The 19,205-nt window shown below is 43.8% G+C and carries 21 protein-coding genes and 1 pseudogene; 12 read left to right on the top strand and 10 right to left on the bottom strand.

Annotated elements, in window-relative coordinates:
- Window positions 1-13: 13 nt before the first annotated feature.
- Together QE417_RS10380 and QE417_RS10385 are read right to left on the bottom strand one after the other, a co-directional pair.
- Window positions 14-1,330: a PQQ-dependent sugar dehydrogenase gene (locus tag QE417_RS10380; protein ID WP_311949734.1), complete on the bottom strand. Its 1,317-nt coding sequence runs from the start codon at window positions 1,328-1,330 to the stop codon at window positions 14-16.
- An 89-nt stretch (window positions 1,331-1,419) separates the two neighbouring features.
- Window positions 1,420-1,941: an NADPH-dependent FMN reductase gene (locus QE417_RS10385; RefSeq protein WP_311949735.1), complete on the bottom strand. Its 522-nt coding sequence runs from the start codon at window positions 1,939-1,941 to the stop codon at window positions 1,420-1,422.
- A 159-nt stretch (window positions 1,942-2,100) separates the two neighbouring features.
- Between QE417_RS10385 and QE417_RS10390 the strand changes: the two genes are divergently transcribed.
- The 6 genes from QE417_RS10390 to lepB all read left to right on the top strand — a co-directional run bounded on the left by QE417_RS10390 (window position 2,101) and on the right by lepB (window position 7,186).
- Window positions 2,101-2,904 carry a ParA family protein gene (locus tag QE417_RS10390; protein WP_311949736.1) on the top strand — a complete coding sequence of 268 codons (804 nt, stop codon included), beginning with the start codon at window positions 2,101-2,103 and terminating at the stop codon, window positions 2,902-2,904.
- 7 nt (window positions 2,905-2,911) lie between these two features.
- Window positions 2,912-3,835, top strand: coding sequence for a ParB/RepB/Spo0J family partition protein (locus QE417_RS10395; RefSeq protein ID WP_311949737.1), 924 nt, complete (start codon window positions 2,912-2,914; stop codon window positions 3,833-3,835).
- A gap of 8 nt (window positions 3,836-3,843) precedes the next feature.
- Window positions 3,844-4,530, top strand: a complete 687-nt coding sequence (locus QE417_RS10400; RefSeq protein WP_311949739.1) for a DUF5683 domain-containing protein — start codon at window positions 3,844-3,846, stop codon at window positions 4,528-4,530.
- A 107-nt stretch (window positions 4,531-4,637) separates the two neighbouring features.
- Complete coding sequence (locus QE417_RS10405) at window positions 4,638-5,270, top strand: DUF5683 domain-containing protein (RefSeq protein WP_311949740.1); 633 nt, start codon at window positions 4,638-4,640, stop codon at window positions 5,268-5,270.
- Between the two features lie 31 nt (window positions 5,271-5,301).
- Window positions 5,302-6,054 (top strand): 4-hydroxy-tetrahydrodipicolinate reductase, encoded by a 753-nt coding sequence (dapB, locus tag QE417_RS10410; protein WP_311949741.1) that lies wholly within the window; start codon window positions 5,302-5,304, stop codon window positions 6,052-6,054.
- A 28-nt stretch (window positions 6,055-6,082) separates the two neighbouring features.
- Entirely contained in the window at window positions 6,083-7,186 is a 1,104-nt protein-coding gene (lepB, locus tag QE417_RS10415) for a signal peptidase I (protein ID WP_311949743.1), read from the top strand.
- 272 nt (window positions 7,187-7,458) lie between these two features.
- Here the strand turns inward: lepB and QE417_RS10420 are convergent, their stop codons facing one another.
- The 4 genes from QE417_RS10420 to QE417_RS10435 form a co-directional block, all read right to left on the bottom strand.
- Window positions 7,459-7,593 carry a GIY-YIG nuclease family protein gene (locus tag QE417_RS10420; RefSeq protein ID WP_311949745.1) on the bottom strand — a complete coding sequence of 45 codons (135 nt, stop codon included), beginning with the start codon at window positions 7,591-7,593 and terminating at the stop codon, window positions 7,459-7,461.
- Between the two features lie 111 nt (window positions 7,594-7,704).
- The gene (locus tag QE417_RS10425) at window positions 7,705-7,953 is read right to left on the bottom strand and encodes a DUF7660 family protein (RefSeq protein ID WP_311949746.1); all 249 of its coding nucleotides are present in this window, start codon (window positions 7,951-7,953) and stop codon (window positions 7,705-7,707) included.
- A gap of 18 nt (window positions 7,954-7,971) precedes the next feature.
- Window positions 7,972-9,051, bottom strand: coding sequence for an Ldh family oxidoreductase (locus tag QE417_RS10430; RefSeq protein ID WP_311949749.1), 1,080 nt, complete (start codon window positions 9,049-9,051; stop codon window positions 7,972-7,974).
- A gap of 60 nt (window positions 9,052-9,111) precedes the next feature.
- On the bottom strand, window positions 9,112-10,320 hold the full coding sequence (locus QE417_RS10435; RefSeq protein WP_311949752.1) for a zinc dependent phospholipase C family protein: 1,209 nt from the start codon (window positions 10,318-10,320) through the stop codon (window positions 9,112-9,114).
- 316 nt (window positions 10,321-10,636) lie between these two features.
- Between QE417_RS10435 and QE417_RS10440 the strand changes: the two genes are divergently transcribed.
- Window positions 10,637-13,063 (top strand): TonB-dependent receptor domain-containing protein, encoded by a 2,427-nt coding sequence (locus tag QE417_RS10440; RefSeq protein WP_311949754.1) that lies wholly within the window; start codon window positions 10,637-10,639, stop codon window positions 13,061-13,063.
- A gap of 203 nt (window positions 13,064-13,266) precedes the next feature.
- On the opposite strand, the gene QE417_RS10445 is transcribed toward QE417_RS10440, so the two are convergent.
- Window positions 13,267-13,452, bottom strand: coding sequence for a CsbD family protein (locus tag QE417_RS10445; protein WP_311949756.1), 186 nt, complete (start codon window positions 13,450-13,452; stop codon window positions 13,267-13,269).
- Between the two features lie 192 nt (window positions 13,453-13,644).
- Between QE417_RS10445 and QE417_RS10450 the strand changes: the two genes are divergently transcribed.
- Window positions 13,645-13,887: a hypothetical protein gene (locus tag QE417_RS10450; protein ID WP_311949759.1), complete on the top strand. Its 243-nt coding sequence runs from the start codon at window positions 13,645-13,647 to the stop codon at window positions 13,885-13,887.
- Here QE417_RS10450 and QE417_RS10455 read toward each other — a convergent pair.
- From QE417_RS10455 to acs, 3 genes and pseudogenes are all read right to left on the bottom strand, one after another.
- On the bottom strand, window positions 13,873-14,436 hold the full coding sequence (locus QE417_RS10455) for a hypothetical protein (RefSeq protein WP_311949761.1): 564 nt from the start codon (window positions 14,434-14,436) through the stop codon (window positions 13,873-13,875). The genes QE417_RS10450 and QE417_RS10455 overlap by 15 nt on opposite strands.
- A 173-nt stretch (window positions 14,437-14,609) precedes the next feature.
- Window positions 14,610-14,864: a MafI family immunity protein gene (locus QE417_RS10460; protein ID WP_311949763.1), complete on the bottom strand. Its 255-nt coding sequence runs from the start codon at window positions 14,862-14,864 to the stop codon at window positions 14,610-14,612.
- Between the two features lie 217 nt (window positions 14,865-15,081).
- Window positions 15,082-16,984 (bottom strand): annotated as a pseudogene (gene acs / locus QE417_RS10465) (acetate--CoA ligase).
- Between the two features lie 240 nt (window positions 16,985-17,224).
- Between acs and rpmB the strand changes: the two are divergent.
- From rpmB to ftsY, 4 genes are all read left to right on the top strand, one after another.
- A complete protein-coding gene (gene rpmB / locus QE417_RS10470; RefSeq protein ID WP_188418297.1) occupies window positions 17,225-17,458 on the top strand; it encodes a 50S ribosomal protein L28 in 234 nt (77 codons plus the stop codon).
- A gap of 97 nt (window positions 17,459-17,555) precedes the next feature.
- Entirely contained in the window at window positions 17,556-17,738 is a 183-nt protein-coding gene (rpmG, locus tag QE417_RS10475; RefSeq protein WP_157539955.1) for a 50S ribosomal protein L33, read from the top strand.
- A gap of 108 nt (window positions 17,739-17,846) precedes the next feature.
- Window positions 17,847-18,008 (top strand): DUF4295 domain-containing protein, encoded by a 162-nt coding sequence (locus QE417_RS10480; protein WP_311949767.1) that lies wholly within the window; start codon window positions 17,847-17,849, stop codon window positions 18,006-18,008.
- Window positions 18,009-18,220: 212 nt separating this feature from the next.
- Entirely contained in the window at window positions 18,221-19,186 is a 966-nt protein-coding gene (gene ftsY, locus QE417_RS10485; RefSeq protein ID WP_311949770.1) for a signal recognition particle-docking protein FtsY, read from the top strand.
- Window positions 19,187-19,205: the final 19 nt, after the last annotated feature.

Raw genomic sequence — 19,205 nt, forward strand, 5'->3', positions numbered from 1 at the left:
GGGTTGGGTGGGGCTATCTACTCACCCTCCATATCTTATTCCCCGCATCATCGGCCACTAACAGCGAGCCATCTTTAGCAACAGCCGTACCCACCGGACGACCGTAAACCTGTTTTTTCTCAACATTGGCAATAAAACCGGTCATAAAATCTTCGGGCTTACCGGGTTGGGTTCCGTTGAAAGGAATGGCAACTACTTTGTAACCTACCAGTTTAGAACTGTTCCATGAGCCGTGCTGGCCAATAAATGCTGCGTTTTTATATTTTTCGCCAAAACCATCGCCAGCATAAAAGGCTAAACCTAATGATGCCGTGTGCGAACCTAAAGCTACATCGGGCACCAAGGTGCTTTTTACTAAATCGGGGCGTTGGCCTTTTAAGCGGGGATCTTCATGCTGACCAAAATATGCGTAAGGCCAACCGTAAAATCCGCCTTCTTTAACGCTGGTAGCATAATCGGGCACCAGCATGTCACCCAATTCATCCCGCTCATTAACGGCTGTCCAAATGGTATTGGTGCCAGGGAAAAAATCGATACCTACCGGGTTACGTAAACCACCGGCATATATTTTCTCGCCCGAGCCATCTAAGTTTACCACCAGGATACAGGCCCGGCGGGCTTCGTTGGCTATACCATGTTCGGCCACGTTACTGCCCGATCCAACGGTGATGTAAAGTTTAGTACTGTCTTTACTAACCAGCAGGTTGCGTGTCCAGTGGTTATTGTAACCTCCGGCAGGTAGTTTTAATACACGCTTGCCTTCGGCAGTTATGCGGGTGTCTCCCGGTTTGTAAGGGTAACGCCATAGGCCATCGGTGTTGGCTACGTAAAACCAGTTGCCAACCACAGCCATACCAAAAGGCTGGTTAAGGCCGCTCAGGAAAAGTCCCTTGTTATCAACTACGCCATCACCATCTTTATCTCTGAATATGACAATGGTGTTTGGGCTGTCGCCCATGTTTTGCGATTTATTTTTGCCCGCCAATGCCGAACCGGCTTTTTTCAAGCCCTTAGCTTCGGTTGTTGCCAAAGCGGCAAACACATCGCCATTGGGTGCTACATAAATATTGCGTGGATTATTTAAATCTTCGGCATACAAACTCACCTTGAAACCGGCAGGCGCTGTAGGGGTTTTACCGTTAGGCCAGCCTACCACCTCACAAAAATTTTGTACAGATTTGGTGGCATAGGGTGCGGGCAAATCTACCTGCTGGCCTACTTTATCGGCCGTGGTATCGGCCAAAGCCTGGTCAGGCTTCTTGCTTTGCTGGCAGCTGGCAAGAATTGTTCCGGCTGCTATGGCCAAGTATAGTAAGTTCCTGTTTTTCATAAGGCATTCTTTTGCTAACACTAAAAAGAATTAACCTTAAAGGAAACTTTTTGTTTAAAAGAAGAAGTCTATAATTTGAGCTTTATGGTCTAAAAATTCACAAACTTATCCACCTGCTCATTCACAAATTTCACCGTTTTTTCCTCAAACAAATCGCCATCGGCATTAATCTCTTTACGTATACCGGGTATGTGGATGCGCAATGGTAAAACATGCAAATGCAGGTAACTGCAAACACCGGCAAAATGATCAATACCGCGTATGTTACCGTATGTGCCTGATGAATGCCCAACCAGTGCCGCCTTTTTATCATAAAAACTATCAGGAAAAGTACAGGCATCAATAAAAGCCTTGAGCACACCGGGGAAACTGCCATTGTACTCGGGAATGATGAACAGGAACTTTTGCGTAGCGGACATGAGTTGTTGTATGGGCTCAAACCCGGCGCTACGGTTGCCAAACATATCGGTTTGGATAAAGTTGGAAGGCAGGTCTTCTAATGATAGCAGCATAACCTCTAATCCCTTATTTAAAAGCAGCTTTCGATAATATTTAGCCAGTTTAAGAGTTGAACTTGCGGGGCGGTTGGTGGCGGCTACAACGGTTATCATTAAAAAAAGTGTTTATAAGTTAACGCAATACGAACGGCTGCCGAATTGTTTAATTTCGTATCTTTAGCCCCCGGTTAAAAGCAAAGCGAATGTATAAATTTTTAGCTTTACTTTTAATTAACCGGCAAAGGCAGTTTTCATTATATCTGAGGTAACAAAATGAGTAAAATTATAGCTTTAGCTAATCAGAAAGGAGGCGTTGGTAAAACTACGTCGTCTATTAATCTGGCTGCAAGTTTGGCCGTGTTAGAGTATAAAACGCTGCTGGTTGATGCCGACCCTCAGGCCAATTCAACCTCGGGTATTGGCTTCGATCCACGCACCATTAAAACCAGCATATATGAGTGCATCATAAATCAGGTTGATGCGGTTGATGCCATTCAAAAAACCGACACGCCAAACCTCGACCTGCTGCCTGCTCACATTGACCTCGTTGGTGCCGAAATTGAAATGATCAATCTTACCGATCGCGAGTATAAAATGAGGGCTATCCTCAATCAAATACGTGATCAGTATGATTTTATCATCATCGATTGTTCGCCATCGTTAGGCTTAATTACCATTAACGCCCTTACCGCAGCCGATTCGGTTATCATACCTGTACAATGCGAATACTTTGCGTTAGAAGGTTTAGGTAAACTGTTGAACACCATTAAAATTGTTCAAAACCGTTTAAACCCCCAGTTGGATATTGAAGGCATTTTATTAACCATGTACGATGTGCGTCTTCGCCTTTCAAACCAGGTGGTTGAAGAGGTGCGTACCCACTTTGAAGATCTGGTTTTTGATACCATTATACAACGCAATACCCGTTTAAGCGAAGCGCCAAGCTTTGGCGTATCGGTAATTATGCACGATGCTACCTGCAAGGGCGCGGTTAATTATTTAAACCTGGCCCGTGAAATTATTCGTAAAAATGGTTTAGGACAAACAGCTGGCAAGGCAACTCCGGCAGCAGTTTAATATATAAATGAGTTTAGATAAAAAGAAGGCATTAGGCAAAGGGCTCAGCGCCCTGCTCAACGATAGCGACAGTGTAAATGCTCAAAGCAATTACTCGCGCGAAGCCGGTGGCAATGGTAACAGCACCGCCGGCAACAACGGCGTGGGTTCTATCAGCGAAATTCGTATTGCCGAAATAGAAATAAATCCATTTCAGCCCCGCACCGATTTTGATGAGCAAGCCCTTATTGAACTGGCCGAGTCTATAAAGGTACAAGGACTGATACAACCTATTACCGTTAGGCGCGTTAACTCGCACTCGTACCAGTTAATATCGGGCGAGAGGCGTTTACGTGCATCAAAACGTGCCGGCTTAAATACCATACCTGCTTACGTACGCACCGCTAACGACCAGCAAATGCTGGAGATGGCGCTCATAGAAAACATTCAGCGCGAAAACCTGAACGCCATGGAGGTTGCCCTCAGCTTTCAGCGTATGATTGATGAGTGTAGCTTAAAACAGGAAGAACTGGGCGAGCGTGTAAGCAAAAACCGCAGCACCGTTACCAACTACCTGCGCTTGTTAAAATTACCGCCAAGCATACAAGCTTCCATTCGCGATGGTGATATTAGCATGGGCCATGCCCGTGCCCTGATCACTATTAACGACCCTGTTAAACAAGTGCACCTGCACCAGCAAATTTTACAGCACGGTCTTTCGGTTCGTAAGGTTGAAGAGATGGTACGCGCCTTGCAAAACGGCCCTGAAAAGAAAGAAAGCAATAAACCCGCCCCCGTTTCGTTTCAGATACAAAAAATACAGGACGATCTGGCTTCTAAGTTCAGCAGTAAGGTTAAGCTGAAGGTAGGTAATAAAGGCTCGGGAAGCATCGAGATCCCATTCCTTTCGCAGGATGATCTGAGCCGTATACTCGAAATGCTGGATTGGTAATAATATTAATGAACAGGTTTTTCATCATTTGCATACTCAGCTTTTTTGCCCTGGCAGCCTATGCCCAAAAACCTGATACCCTAAAAAACAAAAGCCGCACCGATAGCCTTATCCGTAAGCGCGATTCGGTTAAAACAGCCGATGCCATTACCAAGGTAATCACCAAAAAAAATAAAAAGAAATACAATCCGGATAGTACCCATAGCCCGGGCCTGGCATTCAGGCGTTCGGGCTTTATACCCGGCTGGGGGCAATGGTATAATCGCCGCTGGTGGAAAGTGCCTATCGTTTACACAGGTTTGGGCTTGTTAGGCTCGGCAGTGGTGTTTAACCAAAAATACTACAAGCAATACCTGCGTGTATATAACTTAAGGCGCAACGGAGAGCAACCCGGCGACGGCGACTCGCAAGAAATAAAAAATCTTTATCGCAATACTACAAGCGCCTCAACTACGGCTCTCGAAAATGCCGTTAATGGTTATCAGCGCAATATGCAGTTGAGTGTATTAGGTATACTGGGTGCATGGGGCATTCAAATGATAGATGCATATATCGATGCCAAATTCATACACTCCTACACCATGGACCGTGATCTGAGTTTCCGCATAACTCCGGGCGTACAAACCGGACCGCTTTATGCCTCAAACAGCCTTTCAACGGTTATGCCGGTTGTTAAGGTTAGTCTTACTTTTTAAAAGGCCACTAACGGGCAACAATAAAGCCACAACACTTCCGTTTCAGTGAAACACCAACAAGGAGATGATGTAATTCGTCTCCCAAACACTGAACCCACGGAAATCACATGAACAAAACCTTTGTAATGATTGGCCTTGTGCTTACTTGCGCTGCCGCATTTGCTCAAAGTAACATCACAACCACCTTCAGGACCACTCCTCAACTTCACAAAAACAAAAAATTCAGCCAGCCCGATAGCCTGCACAGTACATCATTAGCAGTAAAACGTTCGGCTATAATACCCGGTTGGGGACAATTTTACAATCACAAATGGTGGAAAATGCCCCTGGTTTATGCCGGGCTGGGCGGTTTTGGTTATGGCTTTATATTTAACCGCGCGGAATACAATGCCTACCTACGGGTTCATCGCCTTGTAAAGGGTGATGCCAAACCTGGTGTTACCGACACTAAGGCCGTAAAAGACTTATATGCAAGAGCAGGTAAAGCCTCGCTGCCTCAAATTGAAAATGGCTTAAACTACCACCAGCGCAATATGCAACTTTGCGTACTGGGCTTTGTAGGCTTTTGGAGCTTACAAATGATCGATAGCTACATTGATGCCAAGTTCAGGCACTCGTATTCCATCAACCCCGATCTAAGTTTCAGCGTAGCGCCGGGTGTTGAAAACACGACCCTGTATGCGGCAAATAATATTTCTTCGGTTATGCCGGTTATAAAAGTTACCTTTACCGTTCAATAACCTTTTTAAATCGTATTAACTAAACAGTTACATGAAAATTGCACTCTTCGGTTACGGCAAAATGGGTAAAATTATCGAGAAGATAGCTACCGACCGCCGCCACGAAATTGTATTGATTATAGATAAAGACAACCTGCACGAAGCCACTGTTGAAAACCTGCAAAAGGCCGATGTGGCCATCGAATTCAGTACCCCGGCCACCGCTATTGAAAACATGAACCGCTGCTTTGAGGCCGGTTTACCTTTAGTTGTGGGTACCACAGGCTGGTACGAGCAGTTAGACGAGATCAAAGAAAAGTGCCTGGCCGGTAACAGTACCCTCATGTATGGGTCTAACTATAGTGTAGGGGTTAATATCTTCTTCCATGTGAACCGCATGCTGGCAAAGATCATGAATAACTACCCGTATTACGATGTACAGGTTGAAGAGATACACCACACACAAAAGCTCGATTCGCCCAGCGGAACGGCCATTACCATTGCCGAAGGCGTGTTGGAAGGTTTGGAAGCTAAAAACGAGTGGAAAAACATTTTACTGAGCGATACCGGCGAGGTAGGTAACGAAAGTTTAGCTGCCAGCCAATTGTTAATCGAATCGCACCGGATCGAGAACGTACCCGGCACCCACACCGTGCTGTACGACTCGGAAGTGGATAGCATTGAGTTTAAACACACCGCGCACAATCGTAATGGCTTTGCATTAGGTGCCGTTATAGCAGCCGAATGGCTAAAAGATAAAAAAGGATTTTACGCGGTAACAGATATGTTTACCTTTAACGCTTAATCATAGCCTCAATTATTGATTATTTTATATGAATTGGAAATTCTGGGATAAGAAAAGAGATAAGGATCAACCCAAAAAGAAAAAAAGCGCCGCCCGCGAATGGACCGATGCCATCATTTTTGCCGTTGTTGCCGCTACCCTCATACGTACTTTGTTTATTGAAGCCTACACTATTCCTACCGAATCGATGGAACGCTCGTTATTGGTGGGCGACTTTTTGTTTGTAAGCAAGGTTAATTATGGCGCTCGTTTACCCATGACGCCGGTTGCATTCCCGTTTGCACACCATACCATGCCTATCATCGGCACTAAAGCCTATTGGGATGGTATTAAACTGCCTTACTACCGTTTACCCGGTTTAAGCGATATAAAAAAGGGCGATGTTGTGGTATTTAACTGGCCTATGGAAGCTGATACCCCACTGTTACGCCCGGTTGATAAGCGCGAAAACTATATTAAACGCTGCCAGGGAACACCTGGTGATACCTTATCTATTGTAGATGCGCAGGTGTTTGTAAATGGCAAAGCCAACCCTAACCCACCCGAAGGGCAAATTAATTACGAGGTTAAAACCGACGGTAGCGAAATTAATCCTAAAACATGGGATGAGTTGCATGTAACGGTATCTGAGTACCCAACCATGACCAAGGCATCGGCCGAGGCTCTGAAAAAATTTAGCAACATTAAATCGGTTAAGCCGCTTGTAGAACCAAAAGATTCGGTTAATTACATGAGTGGAGGCGTTTTCCCGGGGGATAAGCATTACGCCAAATGGAACCAGGACAACTACGGACCGATCATCGTTCCTAAAAAGGGTTGGACGGTTAAATTAGATAACCTTAGCCTGCCATTTTACAAACGTGCCATAACCGTTTACGAAGGCAATAAGCTGGAGCTTAAAGGCAACGACATTTATATTAACGGTGCCAAAACCAATAGCTACACCTTTAAAATGAACTACTACTGGATGATGGGCGACAATCGCCACAACTCCCTCGACTCACGTTTTTGGGGCTTTGTACCCGAAGATCACATAGTAGGTAAAGCCCTGTTTGTGTGGATGAGCTGGGACAGCAACGCCAGCTTCCTGAACAAAATACGATGGAGCCGCTTGTTTATGGGCATCCATTAACAATCAAAGCCTTAGCGAAAAGCTAAGGCTTTTTTGTCTGAAGATAAAAACCTTGTCATTGCGAGCGATAGCGTGGCAATCTCCACCATGCGTTTCCGAAATGATTAATCATACCAACCCTCGCTTAAATCCTTCCACAATTTGTTTTGACTAATAATCAAGTCTATCTTTTTTTGCCTCGAACCTGCTTTTAATTGTTTTTCGCGGTCAATCGCATCATGCACCCACTGAAATTCCTCGTAATAAACCAGTTTATTACAATTATATTTAGCTTAAAACCATTTATAAATTTTATTCTTATGCTCCCAAATGCGAGTTTGCAGGTTGTTAGTAACGCCGATGTACAAAACGTCGTTTTCTTTATTAGTTATGATGTATACGTAATATTGATGTGAGTTTCCAATCATACGGTTAACCTTTTTGATAGAGATTGCCACGCTATCGCTCGCAATGACATAGGCGGTTTTTATAAGGGCTCAAAACTAAAATCATAAGCCTTCATCGATATAAAACAATCATTACTCGTACATTGTGGCACCTTTTAAAATATCAGCAAATACTCTCCATGTTGAAACATCGGCATTAATACTTTGCCCTGTATTGTCATAGTATCCTTGTATGTCCTCTGTATACCGCCCAATTGCTTCAATAAAATCAGCCATGGTGGGATTAGGGTGTTCAGATGGGTTTATGCTGCTTACCTCCTCTTCCAGTGTATTAATAAATAGAATGAAAGAAGCTCGGTCAGTTACATCGGATGGTTGCATACTTTTCAATTAAGTGTTTTACAACCTCTCAACCCCAAACCGCTCTGCCAACAAATTCAAATCATCAACCACAGCCTGTACCAGTGGGATGCCGTTAACTTTACGATTGGCTTCGGCTTCCAGTTCGGGTTCGCCGGGTATAATTACCTTTTGGGTGGAGTCTACAGTTTGAGCCGATTTGAAGCGTTTTATCCAATTATCAAGGTTAGCTTTAAACTCATCAACCGGGCGAAAACCGTCTACGCGCATGGCACCTAAAAAGTGGCCTATACCTTGCCCTGGTGGATTAGGTGACGGCTCCATGAATGCTACGAAGGGGGGCACCCATGGGCCGTAGTTAGCACCCGATAGTACACCCGATAAAATATCGACGGTGGCACTCAATCCAAAACCTTTGTGGCTACCATGGTCGCGGTCGCTACCCAGGGGTAGTAAAGCGCCGCCGGTTTTAAGGGCATGCGGGTCGGTTGTGTAATTACCTTGCCCATCCTGTATCCATCCTTCCGGAACAGCTTTGCCCGAACGCTGGGCGATCTCGAGTTTTCCATTAGCCGCGGCCGAGGTAGCCATATCAACAATCAACGGTGGGTATTTACCTGCGGGGAACGCATAGCACATAGGATTTGTACCCAGCATCCGCTCATTGGCAAATGTGGGCGCGACCAGCGGACTTGCATTGGTCATGGCAAAACCTATCATGTCCTTTTCAACTGCCATTAGTGCGTGATAGCCGGAAATTCCAAAGTGGTTAGAGTTACGTACCGATACCCATCCCGAACCGTATTTTTCTGCCTTTTCAATAGCTATTTGCATAGCAAACGGCGCTACCACCAAACCTAAACCGGCATCGCCGTCAACGGTAGCGGTGGTGGCGGTTTCATGCACAACTTTAATATCGGGTTTGGCGTTGATGCGTTGCTTCTCCCATAAGCGTACGTAACCGCTCAGTCGGGCAACACCGTGCGAATCGATACCGCGTAGATCTGATTTTAAAAGCACATCGGCTGCCAGTTCGCTATGCTCATTAGAGCAGCCTATGGCTTTAAAAACATCCTCGGTAAAGGTGCGTAACTTCGTTTCGGTAAATGTTGGGTACATGGCGGTAAAAGTACCGCATTGCGTTTAAGCAATCAATATTCATTACAAAACTTATCCCAATCACCGGTTAGCCATCAGCGGCTCGGTTGCCTTTGGTATAGGCTTGCAATTTTTGAGCTGAAGTAAAGCCTGCTTCATTTTATCCTCATACTCGGGATGCTCTTTAAACATGTTATGCAATAAAGCACCATCAAAATAAGCGGTAATGTGCTGCTGAAGATCGGGCGTGAGGCATGAAAATTTATTTTCGTTAAGTTTATTCACCAATGTGCAATAGGTATTATCGGCCAGGCCGTACTCACCAAATTTGAGTGGGTGACCTGTATCCAAGTTAATATCTACAAGATTTAGCTTATTAGCATCCCATTGATGAAGCGCATCGGCATACTTTACAATAATAGTATCAAATACCTGCTCAAAGCGCTTTTCGCCTTCTAAACCGGGATATACAAACTTGAGGTTTTTAAGCGGACCTACTTTGGGTAGCACATTTACCAGCCATGAGAGTGCGCGTGCTTTAAAATCGGGCTTATTGTTTTTGCCGCTAAACTCTTTGTTGTACATCCGCCTGCTCATTTTATACCTGAAACTGCGTTTGCTGGCTTTACTATCGCGCTTTATAATGTCCTCTTTCTTAGAGTTCCAGGCACGCTTGGTCATGGCCGGGAAAAGATTTTTAACTCCCCAGCGCATGGTGTTCACACTGGAGTCGAAGTTTTTGAAAAGTACATTAAGCTCTTGTCCGTAAGTTTTTAAAAATGCCCTTTCCAAAGGTGCGGTTGCCACATTAAAGCCAATAAAATCATGATAGGCTACCGATGCATAATTGCTGCGGCCAACCTGCACCACATCGTAGGCAAACTCCATACGGCTATGCGAGGTGTGATCGTTATCATAAGTCACCACATTACCAAATTTAGCCTGGAGCGCAGGATAAACCTTAGGCACAGTAACATTGGTGGCCATGCTATGGCCGTATTTATCGGCTATGTAGTGCGATAATGCACCCAGCGCAAAGGCATACTCATTAAGGCTATGCGCTTCGTTAAGGAGGTTAACGATAAAATCTCCGCTACGCACATAGTGCAGCAAATCGGTAAAATCAGAATTGCCACCAGGGGTATAGCCAATATCGGCCACCAGGCTGCCGCCATAGGCGAATGAATGAGCTTTAATAAGATCATCCAAAGACGCTTCGGGATAGCGTTTCAACAATATAGGCCTAAGGGTGCGGTCCCACTCGGCATCAATAATAGCTTCATGCGCCAAAATTGAAAAACCTTTAGCGCGTAAAGGGCAAAAAAAAGCGGCTGTAATCAACCAAAAACTAAAAATATAAAACCTTGAACGTGTGGGCATATACAACGGCATCAGGGGCGCCAATGGTATATAACATCGGGGTTTGTATTGTGTTTGTATTGAACTATGCCTATCCAAAAATTTACACAATTACAAAAAAGGTGTAACATGGTTAAAATTTATGTGTCATGTGGATGTGATGACCATTAAAATTGATATGCCTGTTTACTTAACGGCCTTAAAGCATTCAAGGGTGCATCGCCACTAAATAGTTGCCTTATAACATATGAAGAAACTTATACTCACTGCAATTTGCGGGTGCATGGCTGCTATTGCCCTATGCCAAACCAATACCGCCCTCATTAAGGGTTCGGTTACCGACTCTGCAACCCAAAAACCGCTTAGCTATATTACCCTTGCTTTAAAAGATTCAACTGGGCAGCAATCAATAAAAAGTACCCTTACCAAACCTGATGGTTCTTTCGAAATTAATCAAGTTACCCCCAAAGCCTATCAACTGGTAATAATTGCCGTAGGCTACCAGGCTAAAACTATTACCATACCGGCTTTCAGTAAAATATTCGACGCTGGCAACATCCTATTGGCAAATGCCACCAACCAATTAAAAGAAGTGGGTGTTACAGCTTCACGACCCCTGGTAAAACAAGAAATTGACCGCCTGAGTTATGACGTACAAGCCGACCCCGACAGCAAAGCGCTCACCGCTATGGATATGGTGCGCCGTGTTCCGCTGCTTACCGTTGATGGTGATGATAATATTCAATTGCAGGGCAGTGGCAGTTATCGCATTTTTATAAATGGCAAACCGTCGGCGTTACTGGCATCAAGCCCTAAAGATGTTTTACGGTCGATGCCCGCCAGTACCATTCAAAAAATAGAAGTGATCACTACTCCGCCATCCAAGTACGATAGCGAGGGCTTGGCCGGCATCATCAATATTATCACCTTCAAAAAAACTACCGACGGCTATAACGGCACCATTACCAGCAGATACAGTTACCCTTGGGGACCAAACCTGAATTTGACGGCCACGGCTAAGCAAAGCAAATTTGGCATGTCGGGCTATGTAGGGGTGGGCAGGCAAAGCATTAATACCACCCGGTTAACTAACTTGCGCGAAACCTATTCGGCTTCGCAACCAACTGCTATTACCTCAACTTTTAACCAGGATGGTATTTATACCTGGGGTGGTAATTATATTTATGGTAGCACCGAAATGAGCTATGAGCTTGATTCGCTTAATTTATTCACGGCATCGGTAAATTACAACCGGGGAGTTTTTAGGCAGGATTTTAGTCGGCAAACAGCCTTTACCGGTGGGCAAGCGGGCGCGCAATCATACCTGCTGCTCACCAATGGCAACTTTGACTGGGAAGGGCTTGACGCCGGATTTAACTATCAGTTGGGTTTTAAACGTAATAAGCAGCAGTTATTTACGGCATCGTACCGGTATTCTTATTACCTGAACGGTCAGAACAGCGAGGTACTGGCCACCGACCGCATTAACTATGATGTACCTAATTACAATCAGTTTAATGATGCCAGCACCAAAGAGCATACTTTTCAGTTAGACTATGTGCACCCGGTAAAGCAGCTGACCATTGAGGCCGGGGTAAAAGCTATTCTTCGCGGAAACTATAGCTTAGCTACCGGGCAACAGCAAGCCGGTCAGGGTTTTGTTGATGACCTAACCCGTCGTAATAATTTTGTGTACGATCAGGATGTATACAGCGCCTACAACTCGTACCAACTCAAATTAACAAAGTGGACATTTAAAGCAGGGCTGCGTGTAGAGCATACACGCGTTAATGCCAATTTTATAACTAACAATAATACTTTACTAAAAACCAATTATACCAATGCGGTGCCATCCGTATCGGCTATGGTTACATTGCCTAAAAACCAAAGTCTTACTTTTGGTTACACTACCCGTTTAGAGCGGCCATACATATTTCAGCTTAACCCGTTTGTTGATCGCTCCAACAGCCAGTACATTAATACCGGCAACCCTAATTTAGATGCGGTTACCAGTCAGTTAGTTGAAATTACGCATACCAAAACCGGCAAGGGTACGCTTAGCAACAAATTAAGCTTTATGTATACCGGCAACAGTATTGTACAGTTAATTAAGCTGGTTAATGACACTTCTACCCGCACGTTTGCCAATGCCGGTAATACAAAAATTTTGCGCTGGAATATTAGTGGCAACTACAACATCACCAATAAGCTAAGTGTAAATTTTAACAGCGGGTTATTTTACGTATGGCTTAAAGGGCCGTTTAACGACCGCTTTTACAGTAACGAAGGGATACGTACCAACACCTTTGCAAACGTTAATTACAAACTTACCGATAGCTGGCAATTGGGCGCCACAGGTGGCTACAACCGCAGGTATATAAACTTACAGGGAGGCTCTAACGATTATCCTTATTCATCTGTAAGTGCAAGCAAAACATTCTTAAATAAAATGGCTACCATAACGGCTGTGGTTAATAACCCGTTTCAGCGATATTTTGACTTTAAACAGTTTACAAATACGCCTGATTTTTATCAGGGAAACACTAACCGGCAGTTCTACCGTACATACAACATTAGTTTCAGCTATAAATTTGGCCGCCTGAGCAGCGACATCAAAAAGAACCAGCGAAGTATTAACAACGATGACAAAAGCTCGGCAGGAGCCTCAAACTAAAGCGTATGTTAGTTATACTGATAGATACTCATAAGCCAGTTACCAGCCTACTCAGTTCATTGGGCATAATTATTGGCTTTGCTATACTCATATTGGCAGGAGTTGTATTGTTGAGTAAAATATGGAAGCGCTGAGTAGCATATTTAAAAAAGCAGGGCCCGGAGATTTACCTCCGGGCCTTGCTTTTAATTGGTTTATATTAATTATAAGCTTTTTATCCAGCTTACCAATTCGTCGCGGCCTTTGCCGGTTTTTTGCTGGAGTTTGCCCAACAACTCGTCGTCTTTACCTTCTTCGTAAGTTAAATCATCATCGGTAAGGTCGGCGTAGGCTTGTTTAATTTTGCCTTTCAATTCATTCCAGCCACCTTTTATTTCTAATTTATCCATGGTAGTATGTTTTAATTGTAATGATAACAGGAGTGAGAGGTTTTGGTTTTCTTTAGTTCACTGGCAATTGCTCATAGTTTATGGAAAACCTATGACTTCCCAATAATTTAACTGCTTACTTTACCCCGCGTTTTAATCAGTTAGCCCGTATAGTTAATTATAGAGGATTCTCTATCATAACTATAACCTGTCATGAATTTAAAATTTTTCGCTTTTAACCGCCGGTTGCCCAAAGGGTACCGTATAGTGGTTTGGCAAAATATTACCGGCCAAAAACGGTACAGTCTGTTTTGGGGCGATGACCGCCTGATGTCGTTTAACAGCAAAGCTGAAGCTGTAAGTTATGCTGTGGGAATGATTAAAGATATTAAACGATACCAGTATGATTTTGAAAACGATGTTGCGCTATTGCAACCTGCTTTACTTGCGCGGTAGTTCAACAATTAACTGATACCTATCCCATGGCTTTAAACTACGCAGCAATCGGACAATTTTTTGTTTCCATGCGGCTTGCTGCTCTTCATCCAGGCTGTGTTTGGTTTGCAAGTCGTACTCGCGCTGCATTACCTGCAAATCAGCAAGTGTGCTTTGGTAAATGCTGCTCATTAAATCGGGCAGGGTAGCCGGGGTGTACGTTGCAGTAGATACCCGCCGGTAATATACACGTTTATAGCACTCGGTAATATCAAAGTGCAGTTGCTCATGCGCCAATAACCTGGCAGACGCCTCACCCTTACGCCAGCTAAGGCAAGGGTTAAAATTTGTTACCATAACCGTATACAGCTTGTAATTACGCGCCGACCATGTACGCACAAAGCCAGAATTGGTATATGCCGCAGCAATTGAGTTACTGTCGGGTTTGGCTTTATAATCGTTCCACGTTAAAGGGCGGTTGGCTTTCCAAACTATGCTGTCGCAAGGGTTGGTTTGGGCAAAGCCGGGTATGGTTGTAAGGAGTAATAAGCAGGCAAATACGAATTTCATTTATTGTAAAGTTTAGTTGCAATAACAATGAAACGGGGATTTGTTGTTTGGGTTTATGGGGTGGGGAAGAAAAAAGTGCTGTTTTGGTAGTCTTAACATGACGGGTATATTGATTCGAAGTTCGTAAACTTCGAATAGCGTGGATTTCACTTGTAGGAAAGCAATTAAAACTGCTATCTAACAAGTTCTTTTAGATAAGAATATTCATTTATTGGTATTGATAACTTTATGGCAATATCAATCACATGCTTATAGTATACTTTATCAATATTTTTATCATACTCATAAAGTTGTACTACCACCTGATCAAAGGCTAACCCAAACTCGTGATATTTAAGAAAGTCTATGGCAATTAAATAATCTTGCTCATGCAACCCTAACGTTCGGGATCGCTCAATGAATCCCTCGAGTGCTTGATTAATATTCATATAAGTTGATTGTTCCTATTTCCATGTTGTAAATTACGTTAATGAATGCAAAAAGTCTACAAACAAAAAAGTCCGTAAAACTCAATCTACGGACTATATAATCGCTCTAACAAGATTTCTCTCTATCGTTCGAAATGACAGGGAGGGAGGAATTTTGGAGAAGAATTAAGGAATTAACAAATCAATTCTGCAAACTCTTAAAATTCCGGTTCAGACGTTACAACGCGCCCGCCTTAATTTCCTCTACCACACCCGGGTCTAACAGTGTACTGGTATCACCCAGGTTGCCGGTTTCGCCTTCGGCAATTTTGCGGAGAATGCGGCGCATAATTTTGCCGGAGCGGGTTTTGGGCAGGCCGCTAACGAACTGAATTTTGTCGGGCTTGGCTATGGGGCCAATGATGCGGCTTACGGTCATGAGTATATCCTTGCGGGTAAGTTCCTCGTTCTCGTGCTTATCGGGCGATATAACAAAGGCGTACACCCCTTGTCCCTTAATATCGTGTGGGTAACCTACCACGGCCGATTCTACCACGCTGGAGTGCATGTTAATGGCGTTTTCTACCTCGGCCGTACCAATACGGTGGCCCGATACGTTCAACACATCATCTACCCTACCGGTTATACGGTAATACCCGTCGGCATCACGCAGGCAACCGTCGCCGGTAAAATACATATCAGGATAAGTGGCAAAATAAGTTTGACGGCAGCGCTCATGATCGCCATAGGTGGTGCGCAGCATGCCCGGCCACGGGAACTTGATGCACAGGTTTCCGCTTACCTCGTTGCCTTCAATTTCTTTACCGTTCTCGTCAACCAAAATAGGTTGCACGCCCGGTAACGGTAAGCTGGCATAGCCCGGTTTAAGCGGCGTAACACCGGCAATGGGCGATATCATGAAACCGCCGTTTTCGGTTTGCCACCAGGTATCAACAATGGGGCAGTTTCCTTTACCAATATTTTCATCAAACCAGTGCCAGGCTTCCTCGTTTATAGGTTCGCCTACTGAGCCTAACTTGGTGAGCGAGCTCAGGTCATGGCTTTTCACCAAATCGGTACCAAAGCTCATGAGCGAGCGGATGGCCGTTGGCGCGGTGTACAGTATGTTTACTTTAAATTTATCTACAATGTCCCAAAAGCGGCCTGCATCGGGCCAAGTGGGCACACCTTCGAACATTACTGCCGTAGCGCCCTGGCTAAGCGGACCGTAAACAATGTACGAGTGACCGGTTATCCAGCCAATATCGGCAGTACAAAAATATACCTCGCCTTTGTTATACTGAAAAGCAGTATCGAACGTAAACCCGGCATAAACCATATAACCGCCGCACGTATGCACCACCCCCTTAGGCTTACCGGTTGAACCCGAAGTATACAGGATAAAGAGCATATCCTCGGCATCCATCTCTTCGGCAGGGCAATCGGGGTTACCCTGGGTTTCTACCTTTTTAATTTCGTCTTCCCACCACACGTCACGGCCTTTAATCATGCTCACCGGGGGTACGGCTACGGGTTAAAACAATAACTTTTTGTACCGATGGGCACTGCACCAGGGCATCGTCAATAACGTTTTTAAGGGGCAGATCTTTAGGTCCGCGAAAACCACCATCGGCAGTAATTACCACCTTACACTGTGCATCCTGAATACGATCGGCTATGGATTGTGCCGAAAAGCCACCAAAAATAACCGAATGCACCGCACCAATACGGGCACAGGCCAGCACGGCAATGGCCAGTTCGGGTATCATGGGCATGTAAATACATATGCGGTCGCCTTTTTGCACGCCGTTGTTTTTTAACACGTTGCCAAACTGACAAACTTTTTCGTACAGTTGTTTATAGGTTAATACACGGTGGTCTTCGGTTGGGTCGTTTGGCTCCCAAATAATGGCCGGTGTATCGCCATCTTTCTCCAAATGGCGGTCGAGGCAGTTTTCGGTTATATTTAATTTACCGCCCTGAAACCATTTTATATTAGGTTCTTTAAAATTCCATTCAAGGGTTTTATCCCATTTTTTACGCCATTGAAAAGTTTCGGCTACGCCTTCCCAAAATTGTTCGGGTTGGTCAACACTTTGTTGGTATACCTGCTTGTAATGCTCAAACGAAGATATTTTCATGTTAGATTATAATGGTTGATTGGTATGCGCAAGATAGTAATTACCCTATTGCCTTTATAAAGGTATACTCTCAAAAACTTTTTTTATTTTACAGCAGGGGTCACTTTTAAGTTACAACGGGCTTCCTTAATCAGGCATTTCAACTTTTTTAAAATATTTTTGAAGCCGCTATTGAATTATTCACTTAATTTCCTGATATTTGCACACTCTTTTAGAAAAAGAACATTAAAAAGTTTTGTCATGTCGAGAATTTGTGATTTAACAGGAAAAAGCCCACTAAGCGGTCATAACGTTTCTAACTCAAACGTTAAGACTAATCGTAAGTTTTATCCTAACCTTAAGATCAAGAAGTTTTATATCCCTGAAGAAGATAAATGGATCACTTTAAAAGTGTCTACTTCGGCAGTTAAAACCATCAGCAAAAACGGTATTACCGCTTGCTTGAATAAGTTTGTTAAAAAAGGATACATATAGTAGATTGTTATTGGTTGATTAAGTTATTGAGTTAAAGGCGTCAATAGCTAAAACTCACCCCATAACTCAGTTACCAACAATATAATAACCAAACAAAATGGCTAAAAAAGGCAATAGAGTTCAGGTAATTCTGGAGTGCACTGAGCACAAAGAAAGCGGTATGCCAGGCATGTCTCGCTACATTACCACCAAAAATAAAAAGAACACTACTGAGCGTTTGGAGTTAAAGAAATTTAACCCTGTATTACGTAAAGTAACAACTCACAAAGAAATTAAGTAATCAGTTTTTTGGGTTGATTAGTTGATTGAGTTAAGTAGTTGATTAAGTTTAAACTTTGTATCAATAACTCATCGGCCTAACAATCTAATAACTTAATAACACAAAGAAATGGCAAAGAAAGTAGTTGCAACCCTGAAAACCGGTAAAGGTAAAGAGTACTCTAAAGTAATTACCATGGTTAAGTCACCTAAAACCGGTGCTTATTCATTCAAAGAAGCAATCGTACATAACGACCACGTTAAAGATGCGATCAATGAAGCTAAAGCTTAATTATTAGCTTTAAGTTTGATATACAAAAGCCGTCTTGTTTTGCAAGAGGGCTTTTTTTGTTAATTCAAAAAAAGAATCAAGAGTACAGAATCAGGAGTCAAGACCCTCAAACTATTGTAATGTTTGTCTTTACTCTGTACTCTTGATTCCTGACTCTCTTCATAAGTTGGTATATTTGCACATCAGCACATTATTAATCTGCACATTACAAAATGGGATTATTTGATTTTTTTAAGAAGAAAGAAAGCACGCCCCAGGAACAGGAAGCGTTGGATACCGGTTTAGAAAAAACCAAGGACAGCTTTTTTTCGAAGATTACCAAGGTAATTGCCGGTAAATCAACCGTTGATGATGATGTTCTGGATGATTTGGAAGAAGTACTGGTAACCTCAGATGTGGGCGTAACCACTACCCTCAAAATTATTGAGCGCATACAGGCCCGCGTAGCCCGCGATAAATACGTGAGCACATCCGAGCTTAACACCCTCCTGCGCGACGAGATACAAACCCTGCTTGCAGAGAACAATAGCAACGATTTTCAAAACTTTGAATACGGCAACCATAAGCCATACGTAATTATGGTGGTGGGTGTTAATGGCGTGGGTAAAACCACTACCATTGGCAAACTGGCGCACAAGCTTAAGCAAGCCGGTAATAAGGTAGTGCTTGGCGCTGCCGATACCTTCCGTGCTGCTGCGGTAGACCAGATACAACTTTGGGGCGAACGTGTAGGCGTACGAGTGGTTGCCCAGGCCATGGGGTCAGACCCGGCTTCGGTAGCCTTTGACACCCTGCGTTCGGCCGTATCAAACGGTGAGGATGTGGCTATAATTGATACCGCAGGCCGTTTACACAACAAGGTGGGCTTAATGAACGAGCTTACCAAGATTAAAAACGTAATGGAAAAGGTTATTCCAGGTGCACCGCATGAGATATTGCTGGTACTGGATGCTTCAACCGGCCAAAACGCCATTGAACAATGTAAACAGTTTACCGAAGCTACTAACGTTAATGCCCTTGCCCTCACCAAATTGGATGGCACAGCTAAAGGCGGTGTGGTAATCGGTATATCCGATCAGTTTAAGATTCCGGTAAAATACATAGGCGTTGGCGAAGGGATGAATGACTTACAGTTGTTTGATCGCAAGGGATTTGTGAACTCATTGTTTAATAAGTAACCGCCCCACCCAAACCCTC

It is taken from the genome of Mucilaginibacter terrae (assembly GCF_031951985.1).
Classification (GTDB): domain Bacteria; phylum Bacteroidota; class Bacteroidia; order Sphingobacteriales; family Sphingobacteriaceae; genus Mucilaginibacter; species Mucilaginibacter terrae_A.

Bases quoted from the DNA above. Each gene is read 5' to 3' on its own strand.
- QE417_RS10380 (WP_311949734.1), bottom strand. From the start codon at position 1,330: ATGAAAAACAGGAACTTACTATACTTGGCCATAGCAGCCGGAACAATT.
- QE417_RS10385 (WP_311949735.1), bottom strand. From the start codon at position 1,941: ATGATAACCGTTGTAGCCGCCACCAACCGCCCCGCAAGTTCAACTCTT.
- QE417_RS10390 (WP_311949736.1), top strand. From the start codon at position 2,101: ATGAGTAAAATTATAGCTTTAGCTAATCAGAAAGGAGGCGTTGGTAAA.
- QE417_RS10395 (WP_311949737.1), top strand. From the start codon at position 2,912: ATGAGTTTAGATAAAAAGAAGGCATTAGGCAAAGGGCTCAGCGCCCTG.
- QE417_RS10400 (WP_311949739.1), top strand. From the start codon at position 3,844: ATGAACAGGTTTTTCATCATTTGCATACTCAGCTTTTTTGCCCTGGCA.
- QE417_RS10405 (WP_311949740.1), top strand. From the start codon at position 4,638: ATGAACAAAACCTTTGTAATGATTGGCCTTGTGCTTACTTGCGCTGCC.
- dapB (WP_311949741.1), top strand. From the start codon at position 5,302: ATGAAAATTGCACTCTTCGGTTACGGCAAAATGGGTAAAATTATCGAG.
- lepB (WP_311949743.1), top strand. From the start codon at position 6,083: ATGAATTGGAAATTCTGGGATAAGAAAAGAGATAAGGATCAACCCAAA.
- QE417_RS10420 (WP_311949745.1), bottom strand. From the start codon at position 7,593: ATGATTGGAAACTCACATCAATATTACGTATACATCATAACTAATAAA.
- QE417_RS10425 (WP_311949746.1), bottom strand. From the start codon at position 7,953: ATGCAACCATCCGATGTAACTGACCGAGCTTCTTTCATTCTATTTATT.
- QE417_RS10430 (WP_311949749.1), bottom strand. From the start codon at position 9,051: ATGTACCCAACATTTACCGAAACGAAGTTACGCACCTTTACCGAGGAT.
- QE417_RS10440 (WP_311949754.1), top strand. From the start codon at position 10,637: ATGAAGAAACTTATACTCACTGCAATTTGCGGGTGCATGGCTGCTATT.
- QE417_RS10445 (WP_311949756.1), bottom strand. From the start codon at position 13,452: ATGGATAAATTAGAAATAAAAGGTGGCTGGAATGAATTGAAAGGCAAA.
- QE417_RS10450 (WP_311949759.1), top strand. From the start codon at position 13,645: ATGAATTTAAAATTTTTCGCTTTTAACCGCCGGTTGCCCAAAGGGTAC.
- QE417_RS10455 (WP_311949761.1), bottom strand. From the start codon at position 14,436: ATGAAATTCGTATTTGCCTGCTTATTACTCCTTACAACCATACCCGGC.
- QE417_RS10460 (WP_311949763.1), bottom strand. From the start codon at position 14,864: ATGAATATTAATCAAGCACTCGAGGGATTCATTGAGCGATCCCGAACG.
- rpmB (WP_188418297.1), top strand. From the start codon at position 17,225: ATGTCGAGAATTTGTGATTTAACAGGAAAAAGCCCACTAAGCGGTCAT.
- rpmG (WP_157539955.1), top strand. From the start codon at position 17,556: ATGGCTAAAAAAGGCAATAGAGTTCAGGTAATTCTGGAGTGCACTGAG.
- QE417_RS10480 (WP_311949767.1), top strand. From the start codon at position 17,847: ATGGCAAAGAAAGTAGTTGCAACCCTGAAAACCGGTAAAGGTAAAGAG.
- ftsY (WP_311949770.1), top strand. From the start codon at position 18,221: ATGGGATTATTTGATTTTTTTAAGAAGAAAGAAAGCACGCCCCAGGAA.